Source organism: Streptomyces iconiensis, from assembly GCF_028657195.3.
GTDB classification, from domain to species: Bacteria; Actinomycetota; Actinomycetes; order Streptomycetales; family Streptomycetaceae; genus Streptomyces; species Streptomyces iconiensis.
In genome coordinates this window covers 222,681-247,550 of record NZ_JANCPR020000001.1, presented here as the reverse complement: position 1 = coordinate 247,550, position 24,870 = coordinate 222,681, and the positions used below count along the sequence as shown (strand labels likewise).

The 24,870-nt window shown below is 68.7% G+C and carries 22 protein-coding genes, 1 pseudogene and 1 CRISPR repeat array (1 of these 24 cut by a window edge); of the genes and pseudogenes, 17 read left to right on the top strand and 6 right to left on the bottom strand.

Annotation, left to right across the window (positions count from 1 at the left end; all coding sequences use genetic code 11):
* Positions 1 to 364: a CRISPR direct-repeat array (repeat unit 29 nt; unit sequence GTGGTCCCCGCGCGAGCGGGGGTGGTCCG) (it extends 336 nt beyond the left edge of the window).
* A gap of 682 nt (positions 365 to 1,046) precedes the next feature.
* From NMN56_RS43160 to NMN56_RS01070, 4 genes and pseudogenes are all read right to left on the bottom strand, one after another.
* Positions 1,047 to 1,730 (bottom strand): annotated as a pseudogene (locus NMN56_RS43160) (class I SAM-dependent methyltransferase).
* Between the two features lie 406 nt (positions 1,731 to 2,136).
* A complete protein-coding gene (locus tag NMN56_RS01080; protein ID WP_274039757.1) occupies positions 2,137 to 2,277 on the bottom strand; it encodes a lasso RiPP family leader peptide-containing protein in 141 nt (46 codons plus the stop codon).
* Between the two features lie 194 nt (positions 2,278 to 2,471).
* Positions 2,472 to 3,743 (bottom strand): SGNH/GDSL hydrolase family protein, encoded by a 1,272-nt coding sequence (locus NMN56_RS01075; protein WP_274039758.1) that lies wholly within the window; start codon positions 3,741 to 3,743, stop codon positions 2,472 to 2,474.
* 893 nt (positions 3,744 to 4,636) lie between these two features.
* Positions 4,637 to 4,780 (bottom strand): lasso RiPP family leader peptide-containing protein, encoded by a 144-nt coding sequence (locus NMN56_RS01070; protein ID WP_274039759.1) that lies wholly within the window; start codon positions 4,778 to 4,780, stop codon positions 4,637 to 4,639.
* A 390-nt stretch (positions 4,781 to 5,170) separates the two neighbouring features.
* On the opposite strand from NMN56_RS01070, the gene NMN56_RS01065 reads away from it, so the two are divergent.
* Positions 5,171 to 5,575 (top strand): hypothetical protein, encoded by a 405-nt coding sequence (locus NMN56_RS01065; RefSeq protein ID WP_274039760.1) that lies wholly within the window; start codon positions 5,171 to 5,173, stop codon positions 5,573 to 5,575.
* Positions 5,576 to 5,584: 9 nt separating this feature from the next.
* Here NMN56_RS01065 and NMN56_RS01060 read toward each other — a convergent pair whose 3' ends face one another.
* Positions 5,585 to 5,800, bottom strand: a complete 216-nt coding sequence (locus NMN56_RS01060; RefSeq protein WP_274039761.1) for a hypothetical protein — start codon at positions 5,798 to 5,800, stop codon at positions 5,585 to 5,587.
* 803 nt (positions 5,801 to 6,603) lie between these two features.
* On the opposite strand from NMN56_RS01060, the gene NMN56_RS01055 reads away from it, so the two are divergent.
* Positions 6,604 to 7,599 (top strand): LuxR C-terminal-related transcriptional regulator, encoded by a 996-nt coding sequence (locus tag NMN56_RS01055; RefSeq protein WP_274039762.1) that lies wholly within the window; start codon positions 6,604 to 6,606, stop codon positions 7,597 to 7,599.
* Between the two features lie 59 nt (positions 7,600 to 7,658).
* On the opposite strand, the gene NMN56_RS01050 is transcribed toward NMN56_RS01055, so the two are convergent.
* Positions 7,659 to 8,846 (bottom strand): MFS transporter, encoded by a 1,188-nt coding sequence (locus NMN56_RS01050; RefSeq protein ID WP_280842623.1) that lies wholly within the window; start codon positions 8,844 to 8,846, stop codon positions 7,659 to 7,661.
* 266 nt (positions 8,847 to 9,112) lie between these two features.
* Between NMN56_RS01050 and NMN56_RS01045 the strand changes: the two genes are divergently transcribed.
* From NMN56_RS01045 to NMN56_RS00975, 15 genes are all read left to right on the top strand, one after another.
* Positions 9,113 to 10,360, top strand: a complete 1,248-nt coding sequence (locus NMN56_RS01045; RefSeq protein WP_274039764.1) for an aspartate kinase — start codon at positions 9,113 to 9,115, stop codon at positions 10,358 to 10,360.
* 63 nt (positions 10,361 to 10,423) lie between these two features.
* Complete coding sequence (locus tag NMN56_RS01040; protein ID WP_274039765.1) at positions 10,424 to 11,530, top strand: 3-dehydroquinate synthase II; 1,107 nt, start codon at positions 10,424 to 10,426, stop codon at positions 11,528 to 11,530.
* Between the two features lie 31 nt (positions 11,531 to 11,561).
* A complete protein-coding gene (locus tag NMN56_RS01035) occupies positions 11,562 to 12,662 on the top strand; it encodes a phenylacetate--CoA ligase family protein (RefSeq protein WP_274039766.1) in 1,101 nt (366 codons plus the stop codon).
* The gene (locus tag NMN56_RS01030) at positions 12,662 to 14,032 is read left to right on the top strand and encodes an aldehyde dehydrogenase family protein (protein WP_274039767.1); all 1,371 of its coding nucleotides are present in this window, start codon (positions 12,662 to 12,664) and stop codon (positions 14,030 to 14,032) included. The genes NMN56_RS01035 and NMN56_RS01030 overlap by 1 nt, the downstream gene beginning before the upstream one ends.
* Before the next feature lie 25 nt (positions 14,033 to 14,057).
* The gene (locus NMN56_RS01025) at positions 14,058 to 14,816 is read left to right on the top strand and encodes an amidohydrolase family protein (protein ID WP_274039768.1); all 759 of its coding nucleotides are present in this window, start codon (positions 14,058 to 14,060) and stop codon (positions 14,814 to 14,816) included.
* Entirely contained in the window at positions 14,813 to 16,132 is a 1,320-nt protein-coding gene (locus NMN56_RS01020) for a phenylacetate--CoA ligase family protein (protein ID WP_274039769.1), read from the top strand. Before NMN56_RS01025 ends, NMN56_RS01020 begins: the two co-directional genes overlap by 4 nt.
* Entirely contained in the window at positions 16,129 to 16,689 is a 561-nt protein-coding gene (locus NMN56_RS01015; protein WP_274039770.1) for a flavin reductase family protein, read from the top strand. Before NMN56_RS01020 ends, NMN56_RS01015 begins: the two co-directional genes overlap by 4 nt.
* Positions 16,682 to 17,878: an NAD(P)/FAD-dependent oxidoreductase gene (locus NMN56_RS01010; RefSeq protein WP_274039771.1), complete on the top strand. Its 1,197-nt coding sequence runs from the start codon at positions 16,682 to 16,684 to the stop codon at positions 17,876 to 17,878. Before NMN56_RS01015 ends, NMN56_RS01010 begins: the two co-directional genes overlap by 8 nt.
* 134 nt (positions 17,879 to 18,012) lie before the next feature.
* Positions 18,013 to 19,779: a class I adenylate-forming enzyme family protein gene (locus NMN56_RS01005; RefSeq protein ID WP_274039772.1), complete on the top strand. Its 1,767-nt coding sequence runs from the start codon at positions 18,013 to 18,015 to the stop codon at positions 19,777 to 19,779.
* A complete protein-coding gene (locus tag NMN56_RS01000) occupies positions 19,776 to 21,077 on the top strand; it encodes a methyltransferase (protein WP_274039773.1) in 1,302 nt (433 codons plus the stop codon). The genes NMN56_RS01005 and NMN56_RS01000 overlap by 4 nt, the downstream gene beginning before the upstream one ends.
* Positions 21,078 to 21,262: 185 nt before the next feature.
* Positions 21,263 to 21,820 carry a nitroreductase family protein gene (locus tag NMN56_RS00995; RefSeq protein WP_274039774.1) on the top strand — a complete coding sequence of 186 codons (558 nt, stop codon included), beginning with the start codon at positions 21,263 to 21,265 and terminating at the stop codon, positions 21,818 to 21,820.
* Complete coding sequence (locus NMN56_RS00990; RefSeq protein ID WP_274039775.1) at positions 21,789 to 22,097, top strand: DUF6092 family protein; 309 nt, start codon at positions 21,789 to 21,791, stop codon at positions 22,095 to 22,097. Before NMN56_RS00995 ends, NMN56_RS00990 begins: the two co-directional genes overlap by 32 nt.
* A 33-nt stretch (positions 22,098 to 22,130) precedes the next feature.
* Entirely contained in the window at positions 22,131 to 22,850 is a 720-nt protein-coding gene (locus tag NMN56_RS00985) for a tRNA-dependent cyclodipeptide synthase (protein WP_274039776.1), read from the top strand.
* 121 nt (positions 22,851 to 22,971) lie between these two features.
* Entirely contained in the window at positions 22,972 to 23,793 is an 822-nt protein-coding gene (locus NMN56_RS00980; RefSeq protein WP_274039777.1) for an SDR family oxidoreductase, read from the top strand.
* Between the two features lie 216 nt (positions 23,794 to 24,009).
* Entirely contained in the window at positions 24,010 to 24,837 is an 828-nt protein-coding gene (locus NMN56_RS00975) for a 2-amino-3,7-dideoxy-D-threo-hept-6-ulosonate synthase (RefSeq protein WP_274039779.1), read from the top strand.
* Positions 24,838 to 24,870 lie beyond the last annotated feature (33 nt).

The following is a 24,870-nucleotide window of genomic DNA, read 5'->3' as shown; positions in this document are numbered from 1 at the left end:
CATCGGTGTAGAGGCGCTCACGATCTCGATGTGGTCCCCGCGCGAGCGGGGGTGGTCCGCTCAAGTCCATCGGCGGGAAACTCAAGGGGTGGTGGTCCCCGCGCGAGCGGGGGTGGTCCGGCAGGCTCTCGTTGTGTGCCTCGGGCCTTGCGGTGGTCCCCGCGCGAGCGGGGGTGGTCCGTCGCTGACCACCTTGCCCGCCTCATTGAGCTGGTGGTCCCCGCGCGAGCGGGGGTGGTCCGGTAGGCCGGGGCGAAGCGGAAGGCTCCCATCAGTGGTCCCCGCGCGAGCGGGGGTGGTCCGTCGGTGAGCTGTCGCGGATCCGTGGTCACCATGTGGTCCCCGCGCGAGCGGGGGTACGTCGTATCCGGGTCACCGCGCCCGTTCAGGCACAGAAGTTCTTCACGCGCGGTCGGGTACGGCGTTCGGGCGGGAGCCGGGCTGAGGTCGGCTCTGAGCAGGGGGCGGCCCTGGTCGGGTGAAGGCGAAACTGCTTACGTTGAGTAGTCGGGACTGAGAGGGGCCCTACGCTCGCAGGGGTGAGATCGCAGTCACGCCTCGCCGCGTGAGGTGATGTGGCGCTTGGAACGATGCCGGGTGGTTCGCCTCTGTGGGGGCGGTCTTCAGCGCTGTGTGGCAGTTGCCTCACAGGCTTGGATCGAGCGGGACCGTTGAGGATCTGGTGGGATCGAATCCGGCATAGATGTCCGGTTCTCCGGTAAAACCGCAGGTGAGATAGGCCACCCTTTTAGGTTCGAGTCCCACCCGCCCCACCCTGCTGCCCCCCAGCAGAAACGTTCTGACCTGCACGGTCAGCGAGCCACCTCTCCGGGAGGTGCCCCGTCCGGTGCAGTGGAGATCGCTTGCTGGCCCGCTGCTGGCCCGACGGCTAGATGATCACGCTTTCCGGTACGGGGCGCACGCGAACGTTTGCAGACGTCCAGCGTCCTTGGCGCCGCCTGCTTGCATGCGCGTCGGCGCCCCCGGAGGTGACAACCTCCGGGGGCGCCTTGTGCGTGCCTGGCGGGGTGGTCGCGCCCGGACGCTCAGGGGGAGCCGGGCGTCCGGGCGGTGGTGATGAGGGTGCCGATGTGGCCGAGGTCACGTGCGTCGAGCACGGTGGCCTCGGCGGACTCGAAGCCGGCGCCCACGAGCAGGCGTTCCCATGTGCGGGGGCGGAAGCTGTAGCGGTAGGTGAACATGGCGGGCCCTGCGAAGCCGCCTTTGTACATGCCCTGTGGCCGGTATGCGCCGGGGATGGCCGGCGGGTGGGAGTAGACGAACCCGGCCTCCGGGGTCGAGGCGGGCGCGGACGAGGGGGAAGAGGCGTCCGGGGTCGGCGAACCATGCCGCTCCGAAGATGGAGTAGATCGCGTCGTAGGTCGTCTCGTCGGCGGCCAGGCGCTCCAGTACCTCGCCCTGCACGAACCCCGCTCCGCTCCCGGCCCAGCGTTCCGTGAGCTTCTTGATCAGGACCGGTGAGAGGTCCAGGCCGGTCACCTCGATGCCGTGGGGGGCGAGGTGGGCTACGGCGCGGCCGGGGCCGCAGCCGAGTTCCAGCGCGGTGCGCGGATCACCGAGGAGTTCAGGGCCGGGGCCGGAGCCGGGCCCGGAGCTGTGGTCGGCGTACTGGGTCCAGCGGAGACGGGTTCGGCCTTGGGGTTGAACGCGGACTCGGCGTAGGTGTCCCACAGTGAGGTCTCGGCGGCGATGTCGTGGGGAACAGGCATGGGTCCTCTCCGAGGAGTGGCGCGGGCGGTGCCGGGGTGGGCACTGTGTCGGCGGGTCAGTGGCTGTCGGGTGCCTTGTTGTCGCACGGGGAGCAGTCGGCCCCGGCGGTGCGAAGGTGACGGTCACGGCGACGGGCGAACTCGACATCTACTTGCGGGCGTTCGCGCGACTCTCCGACCTTGCCGTTCACGGTTCGGAGGCGCGCGTCCTGATCACGAAAGCGATCGAGGCCCTGCGGTAACGAGACCGAACTGATTGCCGGCCTCGCAACCGTTGCCAGACACAAGAGCCCCCGCCGTCCCGAATCGGGTACGGCGGGGGCTCGGTCAACGGGGGCTCGGGGCTCGGACGGCGCACCGGCACCCGCATGTCGTTCAGCGGGCGATAGCGGTCCGGCGCTGCTCGCTACCAGTCCCGGCGAGAGCCGGAGCCTTCGGGGTAGAAGATACCGCCACCCTGGGTGAGTTCGGCGAAGTCGCCGGCCTCGGCCATCAGCGGGGCTTCGTACACCTCGTCGGGCTCGATGTTCAGCGTCACGTTGTCCACGGATCTCCCTCCAATACAGCGGGGCGGCCGGTCCGCCCCTGTATCAGGAAAGTAAGGTCCGTGGCGCGTCAACTCCTGGCGTGACACTGAGAACCACGCTGACGAGCGATCCCGCCGTTGCTAAACCATGCACCGCCCACGCATGGCGGTGGGAGTGGCTGAGTGGTCCAGTGGAGCAGCACGCCGAGCGACGTTCACCATGAACGGGAGGTGTGCGGGGGCGTCCGGTCCGGGTCTGTTGGCGTTTGGGAGTTTGCCGTGGTCAGCCTCGGGCCGCCCACCGGATGCTGGTATGAGGGTCTCTCGTTGGCGCGCCGTTGGTGAGGCCGGCGCCCCCGGGCCGCGGGGTTGGGGCCGAGGCGACGTTCACGGACTCCGCGGGAGGTCGCGCTTCCCCGTACGCGCGGAGAGTGGGCGGTGTCCCGGCGGTGCGGGACTGGCCTCCGGCTGGTGCCGGAGGCCAGCGCGCTGTCGGTGTGCCGGTGAGGGTGCCGGGCGCCGTGTCGGCTCAGATGGCGTTGAGAATCGCTTCTTCGACGTGGTCGGCGGCGTTGCGGTGGCCCTGTGCGTTGGGGGTGTACGAATGAAAGCTGGTCGGGGGGTGTGAGGAAGCCTTCGACCCACTTGTTCTCGTCGCAGACGCTGTGGTTCCGGGAGGAGGCGTAGAGGTCGACGAAGCTGGCGGCTTCCTGCGTGCCGGTGGACTTCTCGATCCTGTTGTTGAGGGGTTCAAGGACGTCCTGGCGCAGCCAGTCCAGGTCGCCTTGGGCGATCGGCCCGAACTCCGCCATGTCGCCGTAGCGGCACTTGGAGGTGTCCTTGGGGACGATGGTGGGGTAGCCGACGGTCAGGATCTTCGCCTTCGGGACGCGCTCGTGGAGCACGTCGAGCATCCCGTCGTATTCCTTGCTCACCTTGTTCAGCCGGGCCTGGATGCTGTCGCCCAGGGCGTCCTTGCACGGGGTGCCCTTGCCGTCGCCGCCCAGCTCCGGGCATTTGCGGAGGATGTCGTCGAAGCCGAGGGTGTTTCCGCCCACGCCGACGGTGATGACGTCCGTGTCGGGGCCCACCGCCTCGGACTGGGGCGACACCGGGGGGAAGGGATAGTCCGGGTCCTCGGAGAAGGGTGGCAGGTGACGGCCGGTCGGGTACTGGGGTGTGTCGGTGACGTTCTCGATGGTGGCGGCACCGCAGCTGACGTTGGTCAGGTCGAGGAGGCCGCCGAGGTCGCGGTCGATGACCTGGGGGTAGGCCCGGTCGGTCCGCTCGCACCCGTCGCGCGGGACTTCGAAGGGGTCCCCCGTGGCCCGGATGACCCCGGCGGTGTAGGAGTCGCCCAGGGCGACCCACTGCTTGTCTGCGGCGGCTGCGGGCTGGGCTCCGGCGAACTGCGCGGGGACGACGGCGCCGGCAGTGAGAGCTGCGGCCGAACCGAGCAGGGCCAGACGAGTATGGAAGCGTGCCACGAATCCTCCATGGATACGGCGTTGGCGTCGCTTGACCATAAAAAGGCAATCACCCAGCGCACTTATTGAGATACGGACAGTCATCAATGTGTTGTGGAGGGACGCTCTGGGCGAGGGGATCGGGCATGTCGATCGCTTGTCACCTCTCGGTGACCGCTCAGGTGCGGTACTTGCGCACGCGCACGAGACCTTCTTGATCGTCTGTAGGAACCCAGCCGGACACCTGCCCCCATGGCGGCTGTCCTGTTCTCGATCACCAGCGAACGCGACCTCCGGCCGCTCAGGATCGTGAGGACGTAGCGCATGATCTTGCGCGGATGCTCCGCCACCCTGCCCACCGCACCCGCCACGCCGGTTGGCTCACCCGCCACCCGGCGCAGGGCCGCTGTACGACCAGGCATGGCACCACACCTGGGTGCCATCGCAACCCGCTGACGACCGAGGGGCGAACCTGCCGAGCCGACGGCGAGACGTACAGCGACGAGAATTCCCTTGTCAGCCCGAAGGCTGACAAGGGGACTGTTGGCGGGCAGCTAACTCGTAGACGGTAAGCGCCAAAGCAGCGACACCAGTGACTGCGGCGAGGGACGGCAGCGGCCAGCGGGCCCGTTCCAGGGTGCGGATGCGCGCCTCGTGATCGTCCAGCCTGCTGGACAGCTCGGCAGCGCGTTCAACACGCTCCCCGTACGCACGGGATGGTCCTGGGTCTCGGATGTCGGATTGCCGTCCGCATCGTGCTCCCCGTACGCACGGGGTTCGTGCACGACGAAGAGCCCCCGCCGTCCCGGATCGGGTACGGCGGGGGCTCGGTCAATGAGGGCTCGGGGCTCGGACGGGGCACCGGCGCCCGTGTCTCACTCAGCCGCTGATAGTGGTCCTGGGCCGCTCATGGGCTAGATGCCGGGCCGACGACTGCCGGAGCCCTCGGCCACCCAGCCATTTGCGCCCTGGGTGTGTTCGGTGAAGTCGCCGGCCTCGGCGAGCAGTGGGGTCTCGTACACGTCGTCGGGCTCGATGTTCAACGTCACGTTGTCCACGGGTCTACCTCCCATGCGGCGGGGCGGCCGATCCGCCCCGCTACAGGAAAGTAAGGTCCACGGAACGTCAACTCCCTGGCATGCAGCCCGGAACCACGCTCACGAGCGAACCAGCTGTTGCTAAACCACGCACCGCCCCGGCACGACGGCGAGAGTGCCTGCCCCGTCCAGCAGCGCGGCCATCCGCCCCTGGCTCGACCTGCAAGGGTGGCGGAACGCCGCGCCACGAGCACCTTGTTCACCTCACGCCCACCAGGCGTGAGCATCAACTCATGACAATTCCTATAAGATTCATTCTTACAGGGGACTTTCCGCATGAGTTGGGACTGTTGAGCTCAGTATTCCTCCGTCCTGTCCGGCGAGTGCCGGACAGCACTATGAGGAGGACACATGCGCAAGCGCCTCTCCGCGACGGCGGCGGTTCTCGCCGCCGCCCTGCTGGCGGTTGGGTCGGGCTCGGCTGTGGCGGCCGACCCCCCGAAGGCGATCGCTCCGTACGCACAGGCTGCGGCATCGGTGGCGAAAAACGGCGATGTACTGGCCGCCAAGAACGTCGACGAGGTCACCAACCCGTCCACGGGCCGCTACTGCGTCCACATCTCCGACCCGGACATCGACCTCGCCCGCAGTATCCCGACAGGGACCCTGAACGGGCACGAGGCCAAGGGCGGGTCTGTGCGCGTCTACACCAAGCCGGTGGGCGTCTGCAACAACGCTCCGGACACGGCATACGTGAGCGTCTTCAACAAGGACGGCCAGTTCGCCAACGCCGCGTTCTTCTTCACCATCCAGTAGACGCCGCTGTCAGTGCGTCGTGACGCGGGGCCCGAAGGTGCCGGGTCCCGCGTTCTTGGCGCCTACGGCCGGCTCCAGCCCGTCGGGGAGACCACCGACCAGGCCGCTGTTGTCCTGGAGCGCGGTGAGGACGGCGAGAAGGGCGGTGCTGCCGAGGGTGTCCTCGGACTTCACGGTGTACGAGCTGCTGGCGCTGCCCTTGGCGTGCGCCAGGACGCGGGTCATGTCGAGGTCACCGGGGGCGCGTGGTGCGTCGGGGCGTAGGCGGGGCTGAAAACGGAGTGTGAGGCACCGGGGAGGTGGGCAGCCCTGTGGGGGCGGCGTTGGGGCGGGGGGCGTGAGGGGGCGGAGGGGGCCCGGTTTCCGGGACGAACCCAGGGCTTGGCCGACGGGGACACAACAGGCCACAGCAGGGCGAACATTGCTTGAGGCGGCACCAGGGCCACTTGCCGCCGCTGGCTGCAGGGTCCAATATATTCAAGGCTCGGCGTCCTGCTTAGCAGGCTTTCAAGCCAGGGTGTAACTGCTCGATGTGTGCTGACAACCGCGCCTCCTGTGACAACCCACTGGCGAGTGGGCACTGGTTGCCAATGAAGGAAGTTTCTTTGAACTCCGGATTCGCTCGCAGCACTATCCGCCCAGCGGCCAACGACAGCGTCGTCGTCCCCCGTTGCAGTGGCTCATCGTCCGCCACTCATCGCGTCCGGGAAACTCGAACCGTGGGCTGACTCACGGAACGGGAACGAGCAGAGAAGCCCGACACGAAATCTGGCCAACCTGACCTACAACAATGCCCCGACGGCCGAGCGTACTCGTGCCGTGTGCGCAGCGCTGCCCGGCGATCAGCCATGTGCTTTCTCCGGGGACGGTCGAAGACCCGTCGGTGGCATGCCCGTCGAGTATTCGGCCGAGCGCGGGCCAGTAGTCCAACGACGTCAGCATCAAACGGGAGAAGAGTTGTCATGAGTACGTTTCACTCTGCCTGCGAACACGGTGATCACGAAATAAACAGAAGCCCCCCGAAGACCGTGCAGCACTCGCCTGCGGCCCTCTGCGAACTCTTTGCCGAGCAGGCTTCCCGAACCCCCCACCATGCCGCCGTCGTTGACGAGAACGCGGGCACCTTTCTGTCCTACGCGGAAGTCGACAGGCTCTCCGACGACATCGCCGACACCCTCCGCTTCAACAGATCACGGGTCGGCGAGTGGGTGTCCTACGCGAGTGAATGCGCCATCGGTAAATTACTCGGGCTGCTCGGCACTCTCAAAGCAGGGGCCGGCGTCCCTTCGCGTTACACCGCCATCGCCTCCCGCATCCGTGAGCTGGTGACGGGCGGCCACGCCAAGACCCTCCTCCTCAACCGGGGTGTCGCTCTGGAATCGTCCGAGTGCACCCCCGCATGCCCGGTCTCCAGACAGGCGCGTGCCGGGGAGGCACAGCTGCCGCGGTTCCCGGCAGCGCCGGGGCCTGTGCGGCACCTCCATGTCGTCGACCCGGTCGGCAGCTCGCAGCACATCGAAGTGGTCGACTGGTCCGCAGCCGGTCCTGTGAACCGCGCCGAACCCGCGGAGGGGGTCGGTGCGCGCACCCTCGTGGAGTCCCGGCTCCTGGCCAACTCCGTTCTCAAGGCGGCTGTGGTGAGCCAGGAGCCGAAGGCCCGCATGAGCTCTCCGCCTGCGCTCGCACAGGGCGCACGCCGCGCCCACGCGGCAGCGCCCGGCTCCGACAGAGGTACCGGGCCGCTGGATGGTGACCGGTCGCCTGTCACCACGGTCAGGCCGCCCGGATCTCCCGTGTCGGTACGAGCATGCGGCTTGACCCGGGCCGAGACCTCCGTCGCCCGGCTGGTTGCCGAGGGCCTGACCAACAAGGAGATAGCGGACCTTCTGGTGCTGTCCGTGCACACGGTGGGAACGCATGTCCGCAGCAGCTTCTCCAAGCTCGACGTGACGAACCGGGTGGCACTGGCACGGAAGATCATCTTCCATGACTGCGCCGGCCAGTCCGCGAGCGGCCTCGCCTGACCCCTCGCCCATGAGTCGCCTCGTTCCCGCCACGGCGGAGGGAACGAGGCGATTCGTGTTCATGAGGCAGGCGCGGGTTCGGGGGTGGGGGCCGGGGCCTGAGGGGCGGCGGCGGGGTAGCGGCGAATGGTGATGATCATGAGCACGAGGGCGGCCAGGCCGATGGCGGTTGCCGTGAGGGAGACGCCGGTGCCGTTGTAGGTGGCCAGGGCGGCTCCGCCGACGCCGCCCGCCAGGGCGATGCCGATGTAGAGGCCGCTGGTGTTGAGGGCGACGGCTTCGGTTCCGGCCTCCTTGGCGAGCTGGATGACCCGGGTGTTCATGGGGGGGTTGAAGCCCCATGCGGCGAAGCCCCACAGGGCCAGGGCCAGGGCGACCAGCCAGACGGGGGCACCGTGGTCGGCCATGGCGCCGATCAGGGCGAGGGCACCGGTTGCCACGACCAGGCCGGTGAAGCTGGCCAGCAGGGCCTTGTCCGCGCCCCAGCGGTCGGTGAGGCGGCCTCCGGCGAACGTGCCCACGGCGCCGGCGACGCCGACCACGGCGATGAACAGGGCCAGGACCGCGCCGTTCTTCCCGGTGAGGTTCTCGGTGACCGGGGCGATGTAGGTATAGGTCATCAGTCCGCTGCTGGCGCCCAGCACGGTCCCGCCCACGCACGTGAGGATGGCGGGACGGCGGAGGATGCGCAGCTTCTCGGCGACGGTGACCTCGGGGGCACCGGTCAGGTGGGGCAGGAAGTAGGCGGCTGCGGCGGCGACCACGACGGTGAACACGGCGACCGCGACGAAGGTGGCCCGCCAGCCGAACGCGTCACCCACGAGCGTGCCGACCGGGACGCCCACGAACAGCGACACCGTCAGACCGGCTGCCACCGTGCCGATCGAACGGCCGATCCTTTCCGGTGCCGAGAGGCGGCCGGCGAGCCCGAAGACCGCCGGGGTGATGGACGCCGCGACCAGGGCGGTCACCACGCGCATCACCATCAGCAGCCCGTATCCAGGGGCCAGCGCGGTGGCGACGTTGGCCACGGCGAAGACCACCAGGCCCCCGACCACCAGGGCCTTGCGCGGCAGCCGCGCCGTCAGCACGGCCAACACCGGCGCCGAGACCGCGTACGTCACGGAGAAGACGGTCACCAACTGCCCTGCCGCAGCCTCGCTGACGTGCAGATCATTCCCGATCTCCGGCAACAGCCCCGCGATCACGAAATCGTCCGTACCGATCACGAACGTCGTCAGCAGCAAACACACCAACCACCCGGACCCTCGCGGGCGCACCACATCACTCGCATCAGCATTCATGTGGGCACCGTAGGACCGTGACACTAGCGTCAAGGGCAAGTCCCTGACGGCTGCGGCTTCAGCCGAAGGCCCCCTCCACACCCCCCTGCTCCACCCCGGGACGGGATACCGCGCATTTACGGGATCTGCGGGACGTGCCCTTTGATCTAACGTGCAACTACACGGGAAAACGAGCACCAGATGCGCTCGAACGTCTCGGACGGAGCGGAATGGATATCGCCATTCGCAAGTACGGGGGTAGCTCGCTGGCCACCGACCAGCAAGTGATCTCGGCCGCTGAACAAGTAGCACAGGCACACAGGGACGGAACTTCGGTTGTCGTTGTCGTGTCGGCACGGGGTAAGACAACGGACGAGTTGGTGAGGGCGGCAGAAAGGCTGAGCTGTTTCCCTGATCTCCTCGAAAAGGACAAACTCCTCGCGACGGGCGAGGCGGAGTCAGCCGCTCTGTTCGCGATCGCCCTGCAGAACATCGGAGTTCCCGCGGTATCGCTTTCCGGTCCCCAGGCCGGATTGCGTGCCGTAGGACGGCACGGCTCCGGATTCGTCTCCGAAGTGGATCCCGACCCGCTGCGGAAGCGATTAAGAGCGGGCCACGTCGTGGTGGTTTCGGGGTTCCAGGCACTGAATGCAGAGGGAGAACTGATCACTCTGGGACGAGGAGGTTCTGACACCTCGGCCGTCGCGCTGGCAGCCGGACACGGTATGCGGACCTGCGAGATATACACCGATGTCGACGGCGTACACCGAGCAGATCCACGGGTGATTCTCGGAGCGCCGCTCCTCTCAAGAATCGACGCCGAAACCATGTCCGAGATGGCTTTCTCGGGAGCCGGTGTCATGCATCCGCGGGCCGTGGAACTCGCCGCCGTACACGGCATCGACATCGTGGTGCGCAACTCGGCCGGCTGGACCAGACAGACCACCATTGTGGGAAGGGGCGCCGAAGTGCGGGAAGCCGGAAGGATCGAGGGGCGGACCGGCGTGGTCGCCGTGACGCACGACAGGTCCGTCGCCCAGGTCGTCGTCCGGGGGGACTCCGGCGTCGCCGCCCTCGACGCGGTGGCCGGCACGCAGATCCCCGTCGACTCCGTGACCTGGTGGTCGGACCCCTCCGACGAGCTGCGCATGGCTTTCTGCGTGCCCGACGCGGCACTTGACGAGGTTCTCGCCGAGGTGGAGGCGGTCGTGCGTGCCGACGGCGGCTCGGTGGAGACAAGGCGCTCGCTCGCCAAGGTGTCGGTCGTCGGTGTGGGACTGCTGAGCAGGCCGGGCACGACGATCGGCGCACTGACAGCCCTGGCGGGCCGCGAGATCGACGCCCAGTGCGTGTCCGCGACCCAGGCGCGGACCACGTTCCTGGTGCCCAAGGCCCGGGTGAACGACGCGGTGGCGGCGCTGTACGCGGAGTTCAGGCTCGATCTCGACGAGAGCGGCCTGGAACTGATGAACGCGTGACAACACGCTGAACGCGTGGATGAAGCACTTCAGACACACACGAGCGGATCAGGAGATACGACCATGGACAAGATCAGTTGGCTTGACATCCGTATGGCCGGCGCGCCGAAGGCCGCGATCCTGCAAGAGGCGATCCATCAGCGGGTGGAGGCCGTGCTCACGGCCGACGTAGCGGATCTGGCCGAGCTGCCGCCCACCGTCAAGAAGGTCCTCTTCCCCGCGGGGCAGCCGAGCGCCGAGGACATCGCAGCCGCGGACGTCGTGATCATCGACCCGCGGGTGCACGGCGATGTCGAGACCTACGCGCTGGAACATCCCCGCACCGAGTTCGGCGAGTTCGTCGAAATCGTGGACGCCCCCTCACTTGAGCAGGCGTGCAAGGCCGCCAGCATCCGGAGCACCAGCCTGCTGCAGTTCCGCGACCCGACGAAGATTCCGCTGGAGATCGTGATCGCGGCGGCTTCGGCGGCCGAAGGCAGCATCATCACCGAGGCCAAGGACGTGGAGGAAGCCGAGATCATCTTCGGTGTCCTCGAACACGGCTCGGACGGAGTCCTGCTGGCTCCGGCCAAGGTCGGCGACATGACCGAACTCCGGGCCGCGGCCACCGAACGCCCGCCGGAGCTGGACCTGGTCGAGCTGGAGATCGTACGCACGGAGCACGTCGGCATGGGCGAGCGCGCCTGCGTCGACACCTGCACCCACTTCAACGAGGACGAGGGCATCCTGGTCGGCTCGCACTCGAAGGGAATGGTCCTGTGCGTCAGTGAGACGCACCCGCTTCCCTACATGCCCACCCGTCCCTTCCGGGTGAACGCCGGAGCGATCCACTCCTACACGCTCTCCAAGGACGCCCGTACCAACTACCTCAGCGAACTCAAGTCGGGCAGCAAGGTACTGGCCGTCGACGTCAAGGGGCAGACCCGGCTCGTCACCGTGGGGCGGGTCAAGATCGAGTCGCGCCCGCTGATCTCCGTGACCGCGGTCAGCGCCTCGGGGATCGAGGTCAACCTGATCCTCCAGGACGACTGGCACGTCAGGGTCCTCGGGCCGCAGGGAGTCGTGCTGAACAGCACCGAACTCAAGCCCGGCGACAAGGTGCTCGGCTACCTCCCGCTGGAGGACCGGCACGTCGGATATCCGATCGACGAGTTCTGCATAGAGCGCTGAGCGGACCGCTCTCCCCGACAGAAGGAGCGTCATGTCCACCGCACGTGAGTCCGTTCTCGATCTCCCCGTCGACGAGGTACCTGACCCGGAAGAGTTCATCCAGGCGGCCATGGGCTGGCACTTCGGCCGGGAGACGGGGTCTCCGTTCTGGCTGGAGCGGGCCAGGAGCCTCGACTTCGACCCGCGTCGGGACGTGCGCACCTTCGACGACCTGGCCCTGTTCCCCAACGTCACCGGCGAACTCCGCGACGTCCGCGCCGCGGACCTCGTGCCCCGCGGCTACGGGGACCGCCCGCGGATCGTGGGGTTCTACGAGAGCGGCGGCACCACCGGCGCCCCCAAGCGCGTGCCGCTGCTCGCCGACTGGGTCGAGCGGATCGTCGCCTGGAACGCGCGGAACATGGATCTGCGGGGCGACCCCCAGGGTGTCGACTGGCTGGCGCTCGTGCCCACGGGGCCGCACATGTTCGGCGAGTTGGTGCGCAGGCAGGCCCTGTTGCGGGGCGGGGTCGCCTTCACCGTCGACATGGACCCGCGCTGGGTGAAGAAGTGCCTCGCCGCCGGTAGGACGGAGGAGGCGGGGCGCTACGCCGACCACCTGGTCGAGCAGGCCGCTTTCGTCCTGGAGACGCAGCAGATCGGCGTCCTCGCGGCGACTCCGCCGCTGCTGGAGCGCATGGCACGTGACGAGCGGCTCGTGGCGCTCATCAACGAGAAGGTGAAGACGATCATGTGGAGCGGCGTCCACATGGACCCCGACACCCGTCACCTTCTGCGCACCCAGGTGTTCCCCGGTATCGGGATACACGGGGGCTACGGCAGTACGACCATGCTGGGCGGCGTGGACGAACGGGCCGGACTGCCCGACGAAGCGCCCTGTGTCGTCGACCCCTACAGCCCCTACATCACCTTCTCCGTCGTGAACCCGGAGACCGGGCGCCCCGTCGGGTACGGAGAACGCGGGCAGGTCCAGCTGAACCACCTCAGCAAGAGCATGCTGCTGCCCCACAACCTGGAGCGCGACCTCGCGACCCGGGTCAGGCAGCCGGGGAACCAGATCGGCGACTCGCTGTCCGACATCGCACCGGCAGCCGTCTTCGACGACCAGGTGGTCGCCGAGGGGGTCTACTGATGCCCGGTGTCCTGGAGCTGGACGTCCTCGGCGCCGACGGGCCCTACCGCGCGCACCGGCGCACACCCGTCACCGATGTGGCGGGACGGCAGTCGGCCGAGCTGAGCCTTGCCCCCGGCCTCCTCGTCCACCGTGCGCTCGCCGCGCTCCGTGCGGCGAGCGCCCCGCCGGCCGACCGCAGGGCGGCGGCCCTGCGCGAGGCCGGGCGGCGCTTCGCCGGCGAGGTGGTCGCCGGGCTCTCGGTCGAGGAGTACGAGCACCGCACGAGCCGGGTTTCGGGGCTGCCGATCACCACGGTCCGTTCGGCCGTGAGGGCGCTCGCGCTGGCCGCCGACCTCGCGCACCGGACGGCGCGCGACGGCAAACCGCGGGCGGCGACCGAGAACTGGAAGGAGCCACTGCCCGGCGGCCGTGGAGCGGTGTGGATCCGCAGGGGCGAGGTGCTGTGCGTGAACGCGCCCGGCAACCACCCAGCGGTGCACGCCGGCTGGCTGGAGGCGCTCGCGCTCGGCTACCGGGTGGCGGTGCGGCCCTCGCGCCGTGAGCCCTTCACCCTGCACCGGCTCGTCAGCGCGCTGCGCGCCTCCGGGTTCCGCGACGACGAGGTGATGCTCCTGCCCACAGAACACGCGGTGGCGCAGGACCTCGTACGGGGCGCCGACCTCGCCCTCGTCTACGGCGGGGACGACGCCGTCCTGCGCCATCACGGCGATCCACGGGTGCTGACCCAGGGGCCAGGCAGGTCGAAGATCCTTCTGCACGGCGGCGATTGGCAGGCCGGCCTGGACACCGTCGTCGACTCGGTCGTCGCCGAGGGCGGGGCCGCGTGCGTCAACGCGACCGCCGTGTTCGTCGACGGCGATCCCGCACCGGTGGCCGAGGCCATCGCCGAACGGCTGTCGGGCCTCCGCGGCCTGCCGCCCGAGGACGACAAGGCGCGGCTCCCCGTGTACCCGACGGCGGCTGCCCGCGCCCTGGAGGCGAAGTTCGCCGCCAGTGTCGGTGACGCCAGGCCGTGGCTCGGGGGCGAGGGCATCGTGGAGGAACTGGGCGACGGCAGCGCGGCGTTGCGGCCCTCGGTTGTCGAGGTGCCGCACGCGTACGCGCCGCAGACCGCCGTCGAACTGCCCTACCCGTGCGTGTGGGTCGCGCCGTGGTCGGCGGACGAGGGAAGCGGGCCGCTGAAGAACACGCTCGTGCTGACGGCGATCGGCTGCCCGGAGCGGCTGCTCGGCCAACTCGTCGCTGAACCCTCCATCAAGAACGTCTACATGGGCCGCCACCCCACCCACCATCATTTTCCAGGAGTCCCGCACGACGGGTATCTGACCGATTTCCTGATGCGGGGAAAAGGCATCATCCAGGGCTGAACATCGATCACCGATTGGTCACTGCATGGAAGCGCAACGCGTCTTTGACGCCCACGCACATCTTGCCCCGCGGCCGGATTCGGCAGAACGCATTCTCACCTCGATGGACAGGAACGGCATCGACCGTACCGTCGTCGTCGCCGGAGCCGCGATATCACCGGACGAACTCTCGCGGCAGATCATCGTAGGGGGCCACATAGAAAAGGACGCCGACAACACAGCGGTCCTTGAAGGCTGCGCCGGTGCGCCCGGCCGGCTGGTGCCCTTCTTCTTCGCCAACCCGCACCGGGAGGCCGGCGAATACCGCTCCCGTGGCACGGAGTTCAGGGGACTCAAACTCGCCCCCGGCGTGCACGGCGTGCCGCTGGCGGACGAGCGGACGCAGGCCCTGGTGAGCGCGGCGGCCGAACTGGGGCACAACGTCTATCTGCACTGTCTGCACCGCGAGGGATTCGGGGTGCGGGACCTGGTGGGACTCGCGCGGCGGTTCCCCGCGGTCACGTTCGTGCTCGGTCACGCGGGAGTGGGCGACCTCGACCTGTACGGAATAGATCTCATCACGGACAGCGGCAACATCGTCTTCGAGACGTCCGGCGGATACACCAGCGTCGTCAGCGCCGCGATCGAACGCCTGGGCGCTGAACGGGTTCTGTTCGGCAGTGAATACCCGCTCCAGGCCCCGGAGGTCGAACTCGCCAAATTCAAGGCGCTCGGTCTTCCGGCGGACCAGTGGCGGCTCATCGCCTGGGAGAACACCATGCGGCTCATTGGAGAAACGCCATGAAGAAAGCGCCCCTCGCAGAGGTGCCACAGCTCGGTCAATGGCGTGACCTGACAGAGCTGGGAGAACTCCAGGAAGACCGCCTGCCCGCGGCAATGGAATGGGCGGCCCGCTCTCCGTACTACCGCGAACCGTTCGGCGACCTCACACGGGTGAAGACCGTCGGCGATCTCGACGGGCTTCCTGTGATCACCAAGCGGGACCTGCGCAGGGCCTACCCCTTCGGGCTGCTGGCCGTCGAGCGTGAACACCTGGCCACCTACCACGAGTCCAGCGGCACCTCGGGGAAGCCGACGTCGTCGTTCTTCACCGCGGATGACTGGCACGACGTGGTCGACCGCTTCACCCGGAGCGCGATCGGTATCGCGCCTTCGGACACGATGCTGGTCCGCACGCCGTACGCGATGCTGCCCACGGGCCACCAGGCGCACCAGGGCGCGCTCTACAAGGGCGCCACCGTGGTCCCCGCCGACAACCGCTCGCTCGTGGTCACCCACTCCCGTGTGGTGCAGCTCCTGCACGACCTGGACATCACGCTGGCCTGGTGCATGCCGACCGAGTGCCTGTTGTGGGCAGCGGCGGCCCGCGCGGCAGGTCTCAGCCCTGACCGGGACTTCCCTTCGCTGCGCGGCCTGATGGCGGTGGGCGAACCCCTCAGCCCGGCGCGGCGCGACCTCATCCAGCGGGTGTGGGGCGGCGTGCCGGTGGTCCAGGACTACGGCTCGACCGAGACCGGCAGCCTGGCAGGCGAGTGCTCCCAGGGGCGGCTGCACCTGTGGGCCGACCGCTTCATCCCTCAGGTGTACGACCCGCAGACCGGACGCAGCAGCCTCACAGGTACCGGCGAACTCACCGTCACCACCCTCTACCGGGAGGCGATGCCGCTGCTGCGCTACAACATCGAGGACCAGGTGCGGATCTCCGACGAGGACTGCGCCTGCGGCTGGCGGCTGCCGGTGCTGGAGGTGCTCGGGCGCGACGCCACGAGCTGCGTCGTGGGCGGCACCCGCGTGACCCAGTCCCGGCTCGAAGAGCTGGTGTTCGGCCGGCTTGAGCCCTACGGGGTCATGTTCTGGCGGGCGAGGGCACGCGAGGACCACCTGGAGATCGAGTTCGAAGTGGCCGACCGGCGCCGCGAGGCCGCAGCCGAACTGACCTCCGCCGTACGGGAGGAGCTGGGCGTGACAAGCCGGACGACCGGCGTGGCTCCCGGGTCCCTCGTCCCGATCGAGGCGCTCACCAGGACGCACGACTTCGTCAAGCCCCGGAACCTCTTCGGCGCCGACGAGGACTGGGGCAAGGCGGTGAGTTACTGGTGAGCCCGCCAGGAGCGGCGCCCGGAACCGTCGGTACCGAGGGCCTGCGGGCGTGCATGCGGCTGTTCCCCACCGGGGTCGCCCTGCTCACGGCAGGCAGCGGCGAGTCCGCGACCGGCATGTCGGTCAACTCGGTCATCAGCGTCTCGCTCACCCCGCCCCTGGTCCTCGTCTCCGTGCACCACGCGGCGCGGATCAACCGGCGGCTGCTCGACGACCGCGTCTTCGCGCTGAGTTTCCTGACGGCCGAACAGACGGGCCTGACCCGTACCTTCGCCGCCGCCGACCGCCCGGTCGGCGCCATGGCGGTGAATGTGCTCGGCGGGGTGCTCAAGGACAGCGGGGTTCCCTTCGCGGCAGGCGCCTCGGCCACGATCGAATGCGTGCTCCAGCGCGCGGTCCCCGTCGAGGACCACGTGCTGGTGATCGGCCGGGTCACCGCCGCCCGGCTCAACCCGGTCCTCGCGCCGCCCCAGGTCTCGTACCAGGGCACGTTCACCACTGTCCGGCAGGCCGGGCAGCCCGAGAAGCCCGAAAAGAAGGAGCACGCAGATGGGTGACGAGACCTCACAGGCCGACTGCTGCATCGTCGGCGGTGGCCCGGCGGGACTGGTCCTCGCCCTGCTGCTCGCACGCCGGGGGCGCGACGTGACCGTCGTCGACCGGCGGGAGCACCTGGCACAGGGCGGCCCAGCGCACGCTCCGTTTCTCTCGCCGCCCTCCCTCGACCTGCTCCAGCACATGGGCCTGCTCGACGCGTTGGAGCCGTACGGCCAGCGCGTCCGGCAGGTCAGGGAGTACGACACCATGGGCGGGCACTCCACCCTCGACTACGCGTCGGTGCCGGGAGGCAGTTACCCGTACGCGCTCAGCGTCCCGCTCCGTGCGATGGCAGGCGCGCTGCAGGACGCGCTGCTGCGGGAGCCGACGGTCAGGATCATGACGGGCACGTCCGTACAGGGGCTGACCGGAGAGCCCGCCACCGGTTACGGGCTGGACCTGCGGCGGGGCGACACCCCGGTGCGGGTGGAGAGCCGCTTCGTGATCGGCAGCGACGGGAAGTTCTCCGCGCTGCGTGACATGGCCGGCATCGAGACCGAGGTGTTCGCCTTCGATCGCCCCGCGGTCATGGTCGAACTCCCCCTGCCCGAGGGAACTCCTGAACGGATCACCGCCCACCGCGACCACGAGGGCGCCCTCGTGGCGACGATGCCCGTCGCCGAGGGCAAGCTGACGGTCCTGTGGGCCGCCGATCCCGACGCGTACAGGCGGATCAAGGAATCGGGCATCGGCGCACTCCGCTCCCGGCTGGCCCACGCTGTGCCGGCCCTGACGGATCTCCTGGCGGCGAACCTCAGCACCTGGGAACAGGTCATCGAGGTGCACCACCACGTGGTCAGGCCCGCCCACTGGCACCGCGGGAACCTCGGGCTCCTCGGGGACAGCGCCCACGGTGTGCACTCGTTCGGGGCACAGGGCCTCAACCTGGCGCTGGGAGACGCCGTCGTCCTGTCCGACGTGCTCAACAGCGCGGCGGAGAAGGGCTTTCCGGAGCCGCTCGCGGCGTACGAAGCGCTACGGAGGCCGTACGTGGAGCGGTTCCAGCAGCTCCAGCAGAGCCTGGCGGTGCTGTCGTCGAGCCCACGGCAGCCGGTGCGCGACTCCGGGATGTACGCGGCGATCGCCGAGGTGATGACGCTCGGACAGCCCGAGGTGACACCTCTGCACGCGCTGGTGACCAGCGCCTGACCGCGCCCTCCTCGGGATCACCACCGTCCGCCGCCACTCCCCCACCCCACACCGGCACCCCCCCCCACACACACCCCGACTCAGCGCTCTGCAAAGACCTACAAGAGTGTGCATTCCGGATGCAGGAGAGGCGAATGACGCACATATTCGGCACACACCGATCGGCGGTGCAGCGCATGCGGCTGTACCTCGATCCCCGACTCGGCGCCGGCAACTTCTTCTGGCACACGTGGGCAGTCGCGACCGACCCCGACCGGCCGATCATCTTCCACCGCGGCGCCGAAGGCCCCGACGGCGCCGAGGGCGAGCTGTCGGAACTGTCACTGAACGACATGAGGGTCAGGGTCATCCGCTACGCGCACTGGTACCGCACCCAGGGCATCGGGCCCCGGAGCCATGTGGGCGTCCACACCCGCGACGGCCTGGAGAACCTGCTGCACTACATCGCCGTCACCAGCCTCGGCGCGGTTCCCGTGCACGCCAACGCGCAGATGCGACTCGACGTCGCGGCCGACTACTTCACGCGTACGAGGGTCTCGGTGCTGGTGGGCGACCGCGATCTGATCGACGCCTGCGCGGCCGTGTGGAAGGAGGCACCCTCAGGGCAGCGGCAGGCGGAGACCGTCACCGTGCAGGACATCGCGGTACTGCGTGAGACGGCCCCCAAGCCGCCCCGGCCGATGGCGGACTTCCCGTACCGTCACGCCGCCGGCGACCTGGTGCTGATCTCCCACTCCTCCGGGACGACCGGCCGCCCCAAGGCGCCCATGTTCCTGCACAGGTCGTTCTTCGCCGGCCGGTGGGAGCGGCTCTGGGCGTTTCCCTCGCTGCGCTCCGACCGCGTGCTCTCGGCGCTCCCGGCCAGTCACTCCGCCGGCCTCGCGCACCTGAGCATGACGATCACGCTCGGGCTGCCCACCCTGATCCTGGACGACATCTCCGGTGCCGCCGTGGTGCGCGCGATCAACACGTTCCTTCCGACGATGGTGCTCGGGTTCCCGATCGCCCTGGCGGGCCTCCCGACCTCCGACATCTCACCGGAGGCGGCGCGCACCCTCCACACCTGGTCCGGCATGGGGGACGCCTCGCACGAGCACCACATACGCGACCTGGTCGCTGTGGGAGCGCACAGCACCCCCGAAGGACCGGCCGGGGGCTCCGCCTACCGGGACGGTCTCGGCTCCTCCGAGATGGGCATGGTGCTCTTCACCCAGGTCCACACCCCGCAGGCGCCGGTCGAGGGGCGTCTCGTCGGACTGCCGACGAGCGTGGTGAAAAGGGCGGCGGTCTTCGGCGACGACGGCAGAGAACTGCCACCGGGGCAGCCGGGCAGGCTCGGTGTGCGCGCGCCGAGCGTCACCCCCGGTTACTGGGACGACCCGGGCCTGACCGAACGTTCCCTGCTCGACGGCCACTTCCTGACCGGCGACATCGTCCGACGCGACACACAGGGCCTCTGGTACCACCTGGACCGCGAGCCCGATGTGATCCACTCCGCCGACGGGCCCGTCTACAGCCTGCCGCTGGAAGAGGTCGTCCTGCTGGAGACCGGCGCGACGGACTGCGCCGTCTTCGCGGCCGACGACCCCGGCAGCCCGCGGGCGTCGTGCCCGGTCGCCGTGGTACTCACCGACGACGGGTCCACGGCCGGCCCGGACGACCTCCTGGAGCGCTGCAACGCGGGCCTGCTGCGCAAGGGGCTGCCGGCCCTGCGGGCGCTGGTCGTCGCCACCGGCCGTGAGGGCCTTCCGGTCGGCCCGACGGGCAAGGCACTCAAGCGCAGCCTGCGGGAACGCCATCAGCACCTGCTCACCGACGGCGCCACGGAAGGCATCGCGGAGGGCGCCGTGGCACGCGCTGAGCCGACGGTCGCACCGACCCGGAACGGGAGCACCAGGTGAAGGCCGCGCACGCTGCCCAGGGAGAGGACCTGACGGCGGAGCCTCATGCCGCCCATGAAGGCACGCGTGACGTGGACCGTCATGCCGTCCATGAGGTCACCCGTGAGGCGGACTCCCATGCCGCCCATGAGGGCACGCGTGACGCGGACCGTCACACCGTCCATGAGGTCACACGTGAGGCGGACTCCCATGCCGCCCATGAGGCGGACGCTCATGCCGCCCATAAGGCCACGCACAAGGCGGACCCCCATGCCGCCCATAAGGCGGGCGATCAAGCCGCGCGGGAGGCGGACCCCGCGGACCACCGAGCCGCCCGAGAGGTCATCGACATCGCGACGGGGACCTGGCGGGCCCAGGCGCTGTACGCGGCGGCTGCACTGCGGATCCCGGACCATATCGCCGGGGGCGCCGTCTCCTGTGAGGCACTGGCCGCACTGACGGGTACGGGCGAGGACGCGGTCCGCCGGCTGATGCGTCTGCTCGCCACCATGGGGGTGTTCGAGGGCACGGAGACGGCCGGATACCGCCTCAACGCGGTGAGCACGCTGCTGCGCAGCGACGTGTCCGGGTCCATGCGCGACATGTGCCTCATCTACGGCGAGGAGTTCCACCGGGCCTGGGGCGCCGTGCTGCCCGCGCTGCGCACCGGAGGGACCGGTTTCGAGGAGGCGTTCGGCAGCTCGCTGGGCGACTACCTGAGGGACACACCGGGGGCAGGGCCCAAGTTCCAGCGCGCCATGAGCGTGGGGAGTGCCCCCTTCGCCACGGTCTCCCGCGCGATCGACTTCTCGCGGCACCACACGGTGGTCGACGTGGGCGGCGGATACGGCACGCTCCTCTCGCTCGTACTGCGCGGGAACCCCGGCCTGCGCGGAGTGCTCTTCGACCTCCCTCACATGGCACCTCTCGCGCACGAACACCTCGCCGACGCCGTGGACCCGGGCCGCTACGAGATCGTGACGGGCGATGTCTTCGAGGAGGTGCCACCCGGTGGGGACGCCTATCTGCTCTCCCGCGTGCTGCAGGACTGGGACGACGCCGACTGCGTGCGGCTGCTGGTCAACTGCCGCCGGGCGATGGGCAGTTCGGGCCGCCTGTTCATCCTGGAGCGGGTCGTGGCGGAGGACCGCTCGACCGCCCTCCCCGTGCTGTGGGACGTGCACCTCATGCTGATCGCCGGCGGGCGTGAGCGGACCCTGCCCGAGTACCGGTCGCTGCTGGCACGGGCGGGACTCCGCCTGGAATCGCTGGAGCCCTTGCCACTGGAGACGAGCTTGCTCGTCGCCTCCCCCGCCTGAGCCCCGGGACCACGGGCCCGAGACCTGCGGCCACGGCCCCGGGCCCCTGAGACCGCACCCCCTGAGACCGCGCCCCTGAAAGCGCGGCACCGAAACCGCGGCACCGAGACGGCGGATCGCCGTCCTCATCGACCTGGGGAGATCCGGGACGCCGCATCACCGAAACCACGGAAGGGAAAGGCTGGATGTCCGAAACCTATTCGCCGGACACTCTGAAAGTCATACGCACAAGAAGCGTGCTCCGTAACTACGCACGGGAGCCGGTTCCCGGCGACGTGGTGGGCGAAATGCTGGAAACAATGATTTCCGCACCCAGCGCGTCGAACAAACAGGCATGGTCTTTCGTCGTGGTGCAGAAGCCCGAGAGCGTACGACTGCTGCGCGCTTTCTCGCCCGGAATCATCGGAACTCCGGCCCTGATCGTCGTGGCGTGCGTCGACAGGTCCCGCACCGACCGCCTGCCGGGAAATGTCTCGCAGAAGATCTACCAGACCAGCAAGCTCTGCGTCGGCATGGCCGTTGAGAACCTCCTGCTCTCCGCCCACGTCCTGGGGCTCGGCGGCTGCCCTGTGAGCAGTTTCCGGGAGACCCAGGTGTGTGCACTGCTGGGCATCCCTGACCATATCGAGCCGCTGCTCGTCGTTCCCATCGGGTACCCCGCACAAGCTCCCACTCCGTCCGATCGCCGCGATATGAACGAGGTAATCAGCCATGAAATCTGGGGACACGGTCCTGTCGCCTGACCGACTGCGTGAAGAAATCGCCCTGCTGGCCGTCTACCTGCTGAGCAGCGGTCGCGGACTGCTGGACGAGCCGGCGGACTACGGCGTTTTCCGTTGTACGGACGCCGCCCGCCGCACGCTGGAAATCCTGGAACAGGCCGGTGGCGGGAACGCCGAGCTGACGGCCGTCCGAAAAAGCCTCGACGACATCATGTTCACCCCGATGGGAAGCGAGGTGAATCTCGCCGAGACCCTGGACGAGCTGTGCGGAAAAATGGCTTCCGCGCTGAAGAAGTGAGTAAAACCCTGCACACCGACCAGGAGTCCAAGCATGCAGCCAAGTCACCTGGAAGAGTTATCACACGGCATGTACGTGAAGCCACTCGGCGCGGAATGCAGACGCATTTGGCAGCGCGGTGACCATGCCCTCATAGGAGTGAGCGCGGGAAACAGTTATTTCAACCAGGAGCGCCTGACGAAGCTGCTGAAATGGGCGGGACACAGCTTCGCCGAAATCGATGTGGTGTACGTGGACACCCACTTGGACACGATGCTCATCGCGGACGGACGCGCCCCGCTCCACGCTGCCAAGTCCTCCCGGTCCACGATCAAGGACCTGCGCCGCAGGATCCGCAGGTCCGTCGAATTGGTGGACCCGGACGGCGTCCGATTACGCGTACGGTCACTGACCGAGGTCATGGACCTTCCCGAGTACCAGAAGGTACGCCTCAGCACGGACCTGGCCATGCGCGAAGACCCGGAATTCGCAGCCACCTGCGAGAAGATGGTGCGCCAGGTGGTCGGGCACCGCAGTACCGGAGACGGAAACGTCATGACCAAGGCGCACATCGAGGCGGGCCTGAGTTATCTGCAGGCTGAGGCACCCCTGTTCGTGGATTCCCCCTCGATCTTCGATGTCCGTTCCTCTGTGGTCTGTTACCACATGCTCACTCCGATCACCGATCAGCTCTGCCGGCGGGATTCCTCATTCCGTTGCGCGCCGGAGAACGGCTATCTGATCGTCCGGCCGACCGAACTCGGCGAAAGCTGACCGCACCTCTCCCGGTGCGCCGGTGCACGGCTCCGGGCTCCGCGGCCGGGACCCGGCTTCGGGTCCTGGCCGCGGCGGCCCGGCACCGCGAGAACATCCACCCGGAAAGAGGGAAAACCCCGTGGCTTCGAAGACGTGGTTCATCACAGGCTCCTCCCGCGGCTTCGGCCGTGTCTGGGCCGAAGCGGCACTCAAGCGCGGCGACAGGGTCGCCGCCACGGCCCGCGACCCCGAGGCACTCGCCGGCCTGGTCGACACCTACGGCGAAGCGGTGCTGGCACTCCCGCTCGATGTCACCGACCGGGAGGCGGCGTTCGCCACCGTTGACCGGGCGCACCGGCACTTCGGCCGTCTGGACGTCATCGTCAACAACGCGGGCTACGGCCTGTTCGGCGCCCTTGAGGAGACCACCGAGGAACAGGCCAGGGCACAGCTGGAGACCAATGTCTTCGGCGCGTTGTGGGTGACCCAGGCGGCGCTGCCTCATCTGCGTACGCAAGGCGGCGGCCACCTCATCCAGACGTCCAGCATCGGTGGTGTCGTCACCCTGCCGAACCTCGGGCTCTACCACGCCTCCAAGTGGGCGCTGGAGGGCTTCAGCGAGTCCATGGCACAGGAAGTCGCCGAGTTCGGCATCCACGTGACGCTGGTGGAGCCGGGCGACTACGCGACCGACTGGAACGGGAACTCCGCCGTACACACCGATCCCCTGCCTGCCTATGACGGCATGCGCGAAAAGGTCACAAAGATCTGGGAATCGATCCCGGGAGGCGACCCCGCTGCCACGGGACCTGCCATCCTCCGCCTCGTGGACGCGGAAAACCCGCCACTGCGGCTTTTCCTGGGTGCCATGCCGCTGGAGATCGCCAAAGAGCAGTACGCGCAGCGCCTGGCCACCTGGGAGGAATGGAGCGACCTCTCGCGGAATGCACAGGGAAACTGAAGGCTCCGGTTTCCGAGAACCGCACAAACACGGGATGGCTCGGCCGGTGCACATGAGTGAGACTTCACGGAGGGCAAGTAACCACCGGTGAGGCGGAGTTCACCGCGCCCGTCCCGCATTTCCCGTACCGCACGCCCGCCAGCACTCGCGCAATTTCCAGGTCCTGCGTCACCCCTTGCTTCAGTGCACCGAAAACGCCCAGGAAGGACGCGAAGAATGCGCAACCACCGTACTTCTGCCGCTCTTATGCGGATGCGCCGTCTCCACCGTTACGGGGACGACCGGCTGTTCATCGTCCCCCTGGACCACTCGGTCGCCGACGGGCCGATCCTCCCGGGGGACCAATTGGACCCGCTCATCGGGACGTTCGCCGAGAACGGCGTCGACGCCGTCGTTCTGCACAAGGGCCGCGTACCTTTCGTCGACCCCCGCCGCTTCGCCGGCATCGGCCTCATCGTCCACCTGAGCGCCAGCACCATGCACGCTCAGGACCCCGACGCCAAGTACCTGATCGCAAGCGTCGAGACCGCCGTACGGCTGGCAGCCGACGCGGTGAGCGTGCATGTGAACCTGGGCTCGGACGACGAGGCGAGGCAGATCGCGGATCTGGGAGCGGTCGCCGACGCCTGCGCGGCGTGGAGCATTCCGCTCCTGGCCATGATGTATCCGCGCGGTCCGCGCGTCTCCGACCCGCGCGATCCCGTCCTGCTGGCGCATGCCGCCTCCCTCGCAACGGACCTGGGCGCCGACATCGTCAAGCTCCCCTGGGCGCACAGCGCCGACGAGATGACCGATGTGGTGCGCCAGAGCGCCATCCCGGTGATCACCGCCGGCGGTCCTGCCGGACGGGACACCTCCGAGGTGCTCGCCCATGTCTCGCGGATGCTGGACGGCGGTACAGCGGGCGTGGCCATGGGCCGGAACGTCTTCCAGGCTTCCGACCCCGGCAAGGCAGCCCGCCGGGTGGCCGAAGTCGTCCACCCGTCCGTCACGTTCGGAGCGGAGTCCGGCACCGCCGGCCCCGTGGCACTGACACCGAGTTGATCACGCGGCACTGACACAGCTGGCCGCTTGCCG

Excerpts from the sequence above, each read along its gene's own strand:
- NMN56_RS01065 (WP_274039760.1), top strand. The coding sequence starts at position 5,171 with ATGCGCAAGCGCCTCTCCGCGACGGCGGCGGTTCTCGCCGCCGCCCTG.
- NMN56_RS01060 (WP_274039761.1), bottom strand. The coding sequence starts at position 5,800 with ATGACCCGCGTCCTGGCGCACGCCAAGGGCAGCGCCAGCAGCTCGTAC.
- NMN56_RS01045 (WP_274039764.1), top strand. The coding sequence starts at position 9,113 with ATGGATATCGCCATTCGCAAGTACGGGGGTAGCTCGCTGGCCACCGAC.
- NMN56_RS01040 (WP_274039765.1), top strand. The coding sequence starts at position 10,424 with ATGGACAAGATCAGTTGGCTTGACATCCGTATGGCCGGCGCGCCGAAG.
- NMN56_RS01035 (WP_274039766.1), top strand. The coding sequence starts at position 11,562 with ATGTCCACCGCACGTGAGTCCGTTCTCGATCTCCCCGTCGACGAGGTA.
- NMN56_RS01030 (WP_274039767.1), top strand. The coding sequence starts at position 12,662 with ATGCCCGGTGTCCTGGAGCTGGACGTCCTCGGCGCCGACGGGCCCTAC.
- NMN56_RS01025 (WP_274039768.1), top strand. The coding sequence starts at position 14,058 with ATGGAAGCGCAACGCGTCTTTGACGCCCACGCACATCTTGCCCCGCGG.
- NMN56_RS01020 (WP_274039769.1), top strand. The coding sequence starts at position 14,813 with ATGAAGAAAGCGCCCCTCGCAGAGGTGCCACAGCTCGGTCAATGGCGT.
- NMN56_RS01010 (WP_274039771.1), top strand. The coding sequence starts at position 16,682 with ATGGGTGACGAGACCTCACAGGCCGACTGCTGCATCGTCGGCGGTGGC.
- NMN56_RS01005 (WP_274039772.1), top strand. The coding sequence starts at position 18,013 with ATGACGCACATATTCGGCACACACCGATCGGCGGTGCAGCGCATGCGG.
- NMN56_RS00995 (WP_274039774.1), top strand. The coding sequence starts at position 21,263 with ATGTCCGAAACCTATTCGCCGGACACTCTGAAAGTCATACGCACAAGA.
- NMN56_RS00990 (WP_274039775.1), top strand. The coding sequence starts at position 21,789 with ATGAAATCTGGGGACACGGTCCTGTCGCCTGACCGACTGCGTGAAGAA.
- NMN56_RS00985 (WP_274039776.1), top strand. The coding sequence starts at position 22,131 with ATGCAGCCAAGTCACCTGGAAGAGTTATCACACGGCATGTACGTGAAG.
- NMN56_RS00975 (WP_274039779.1), top strand. The coding sequence starts at position 24,010 with ATGCGCAACCACCGTACTTCTGCCGCTCTTATGCGGATGCGCCGTCTC.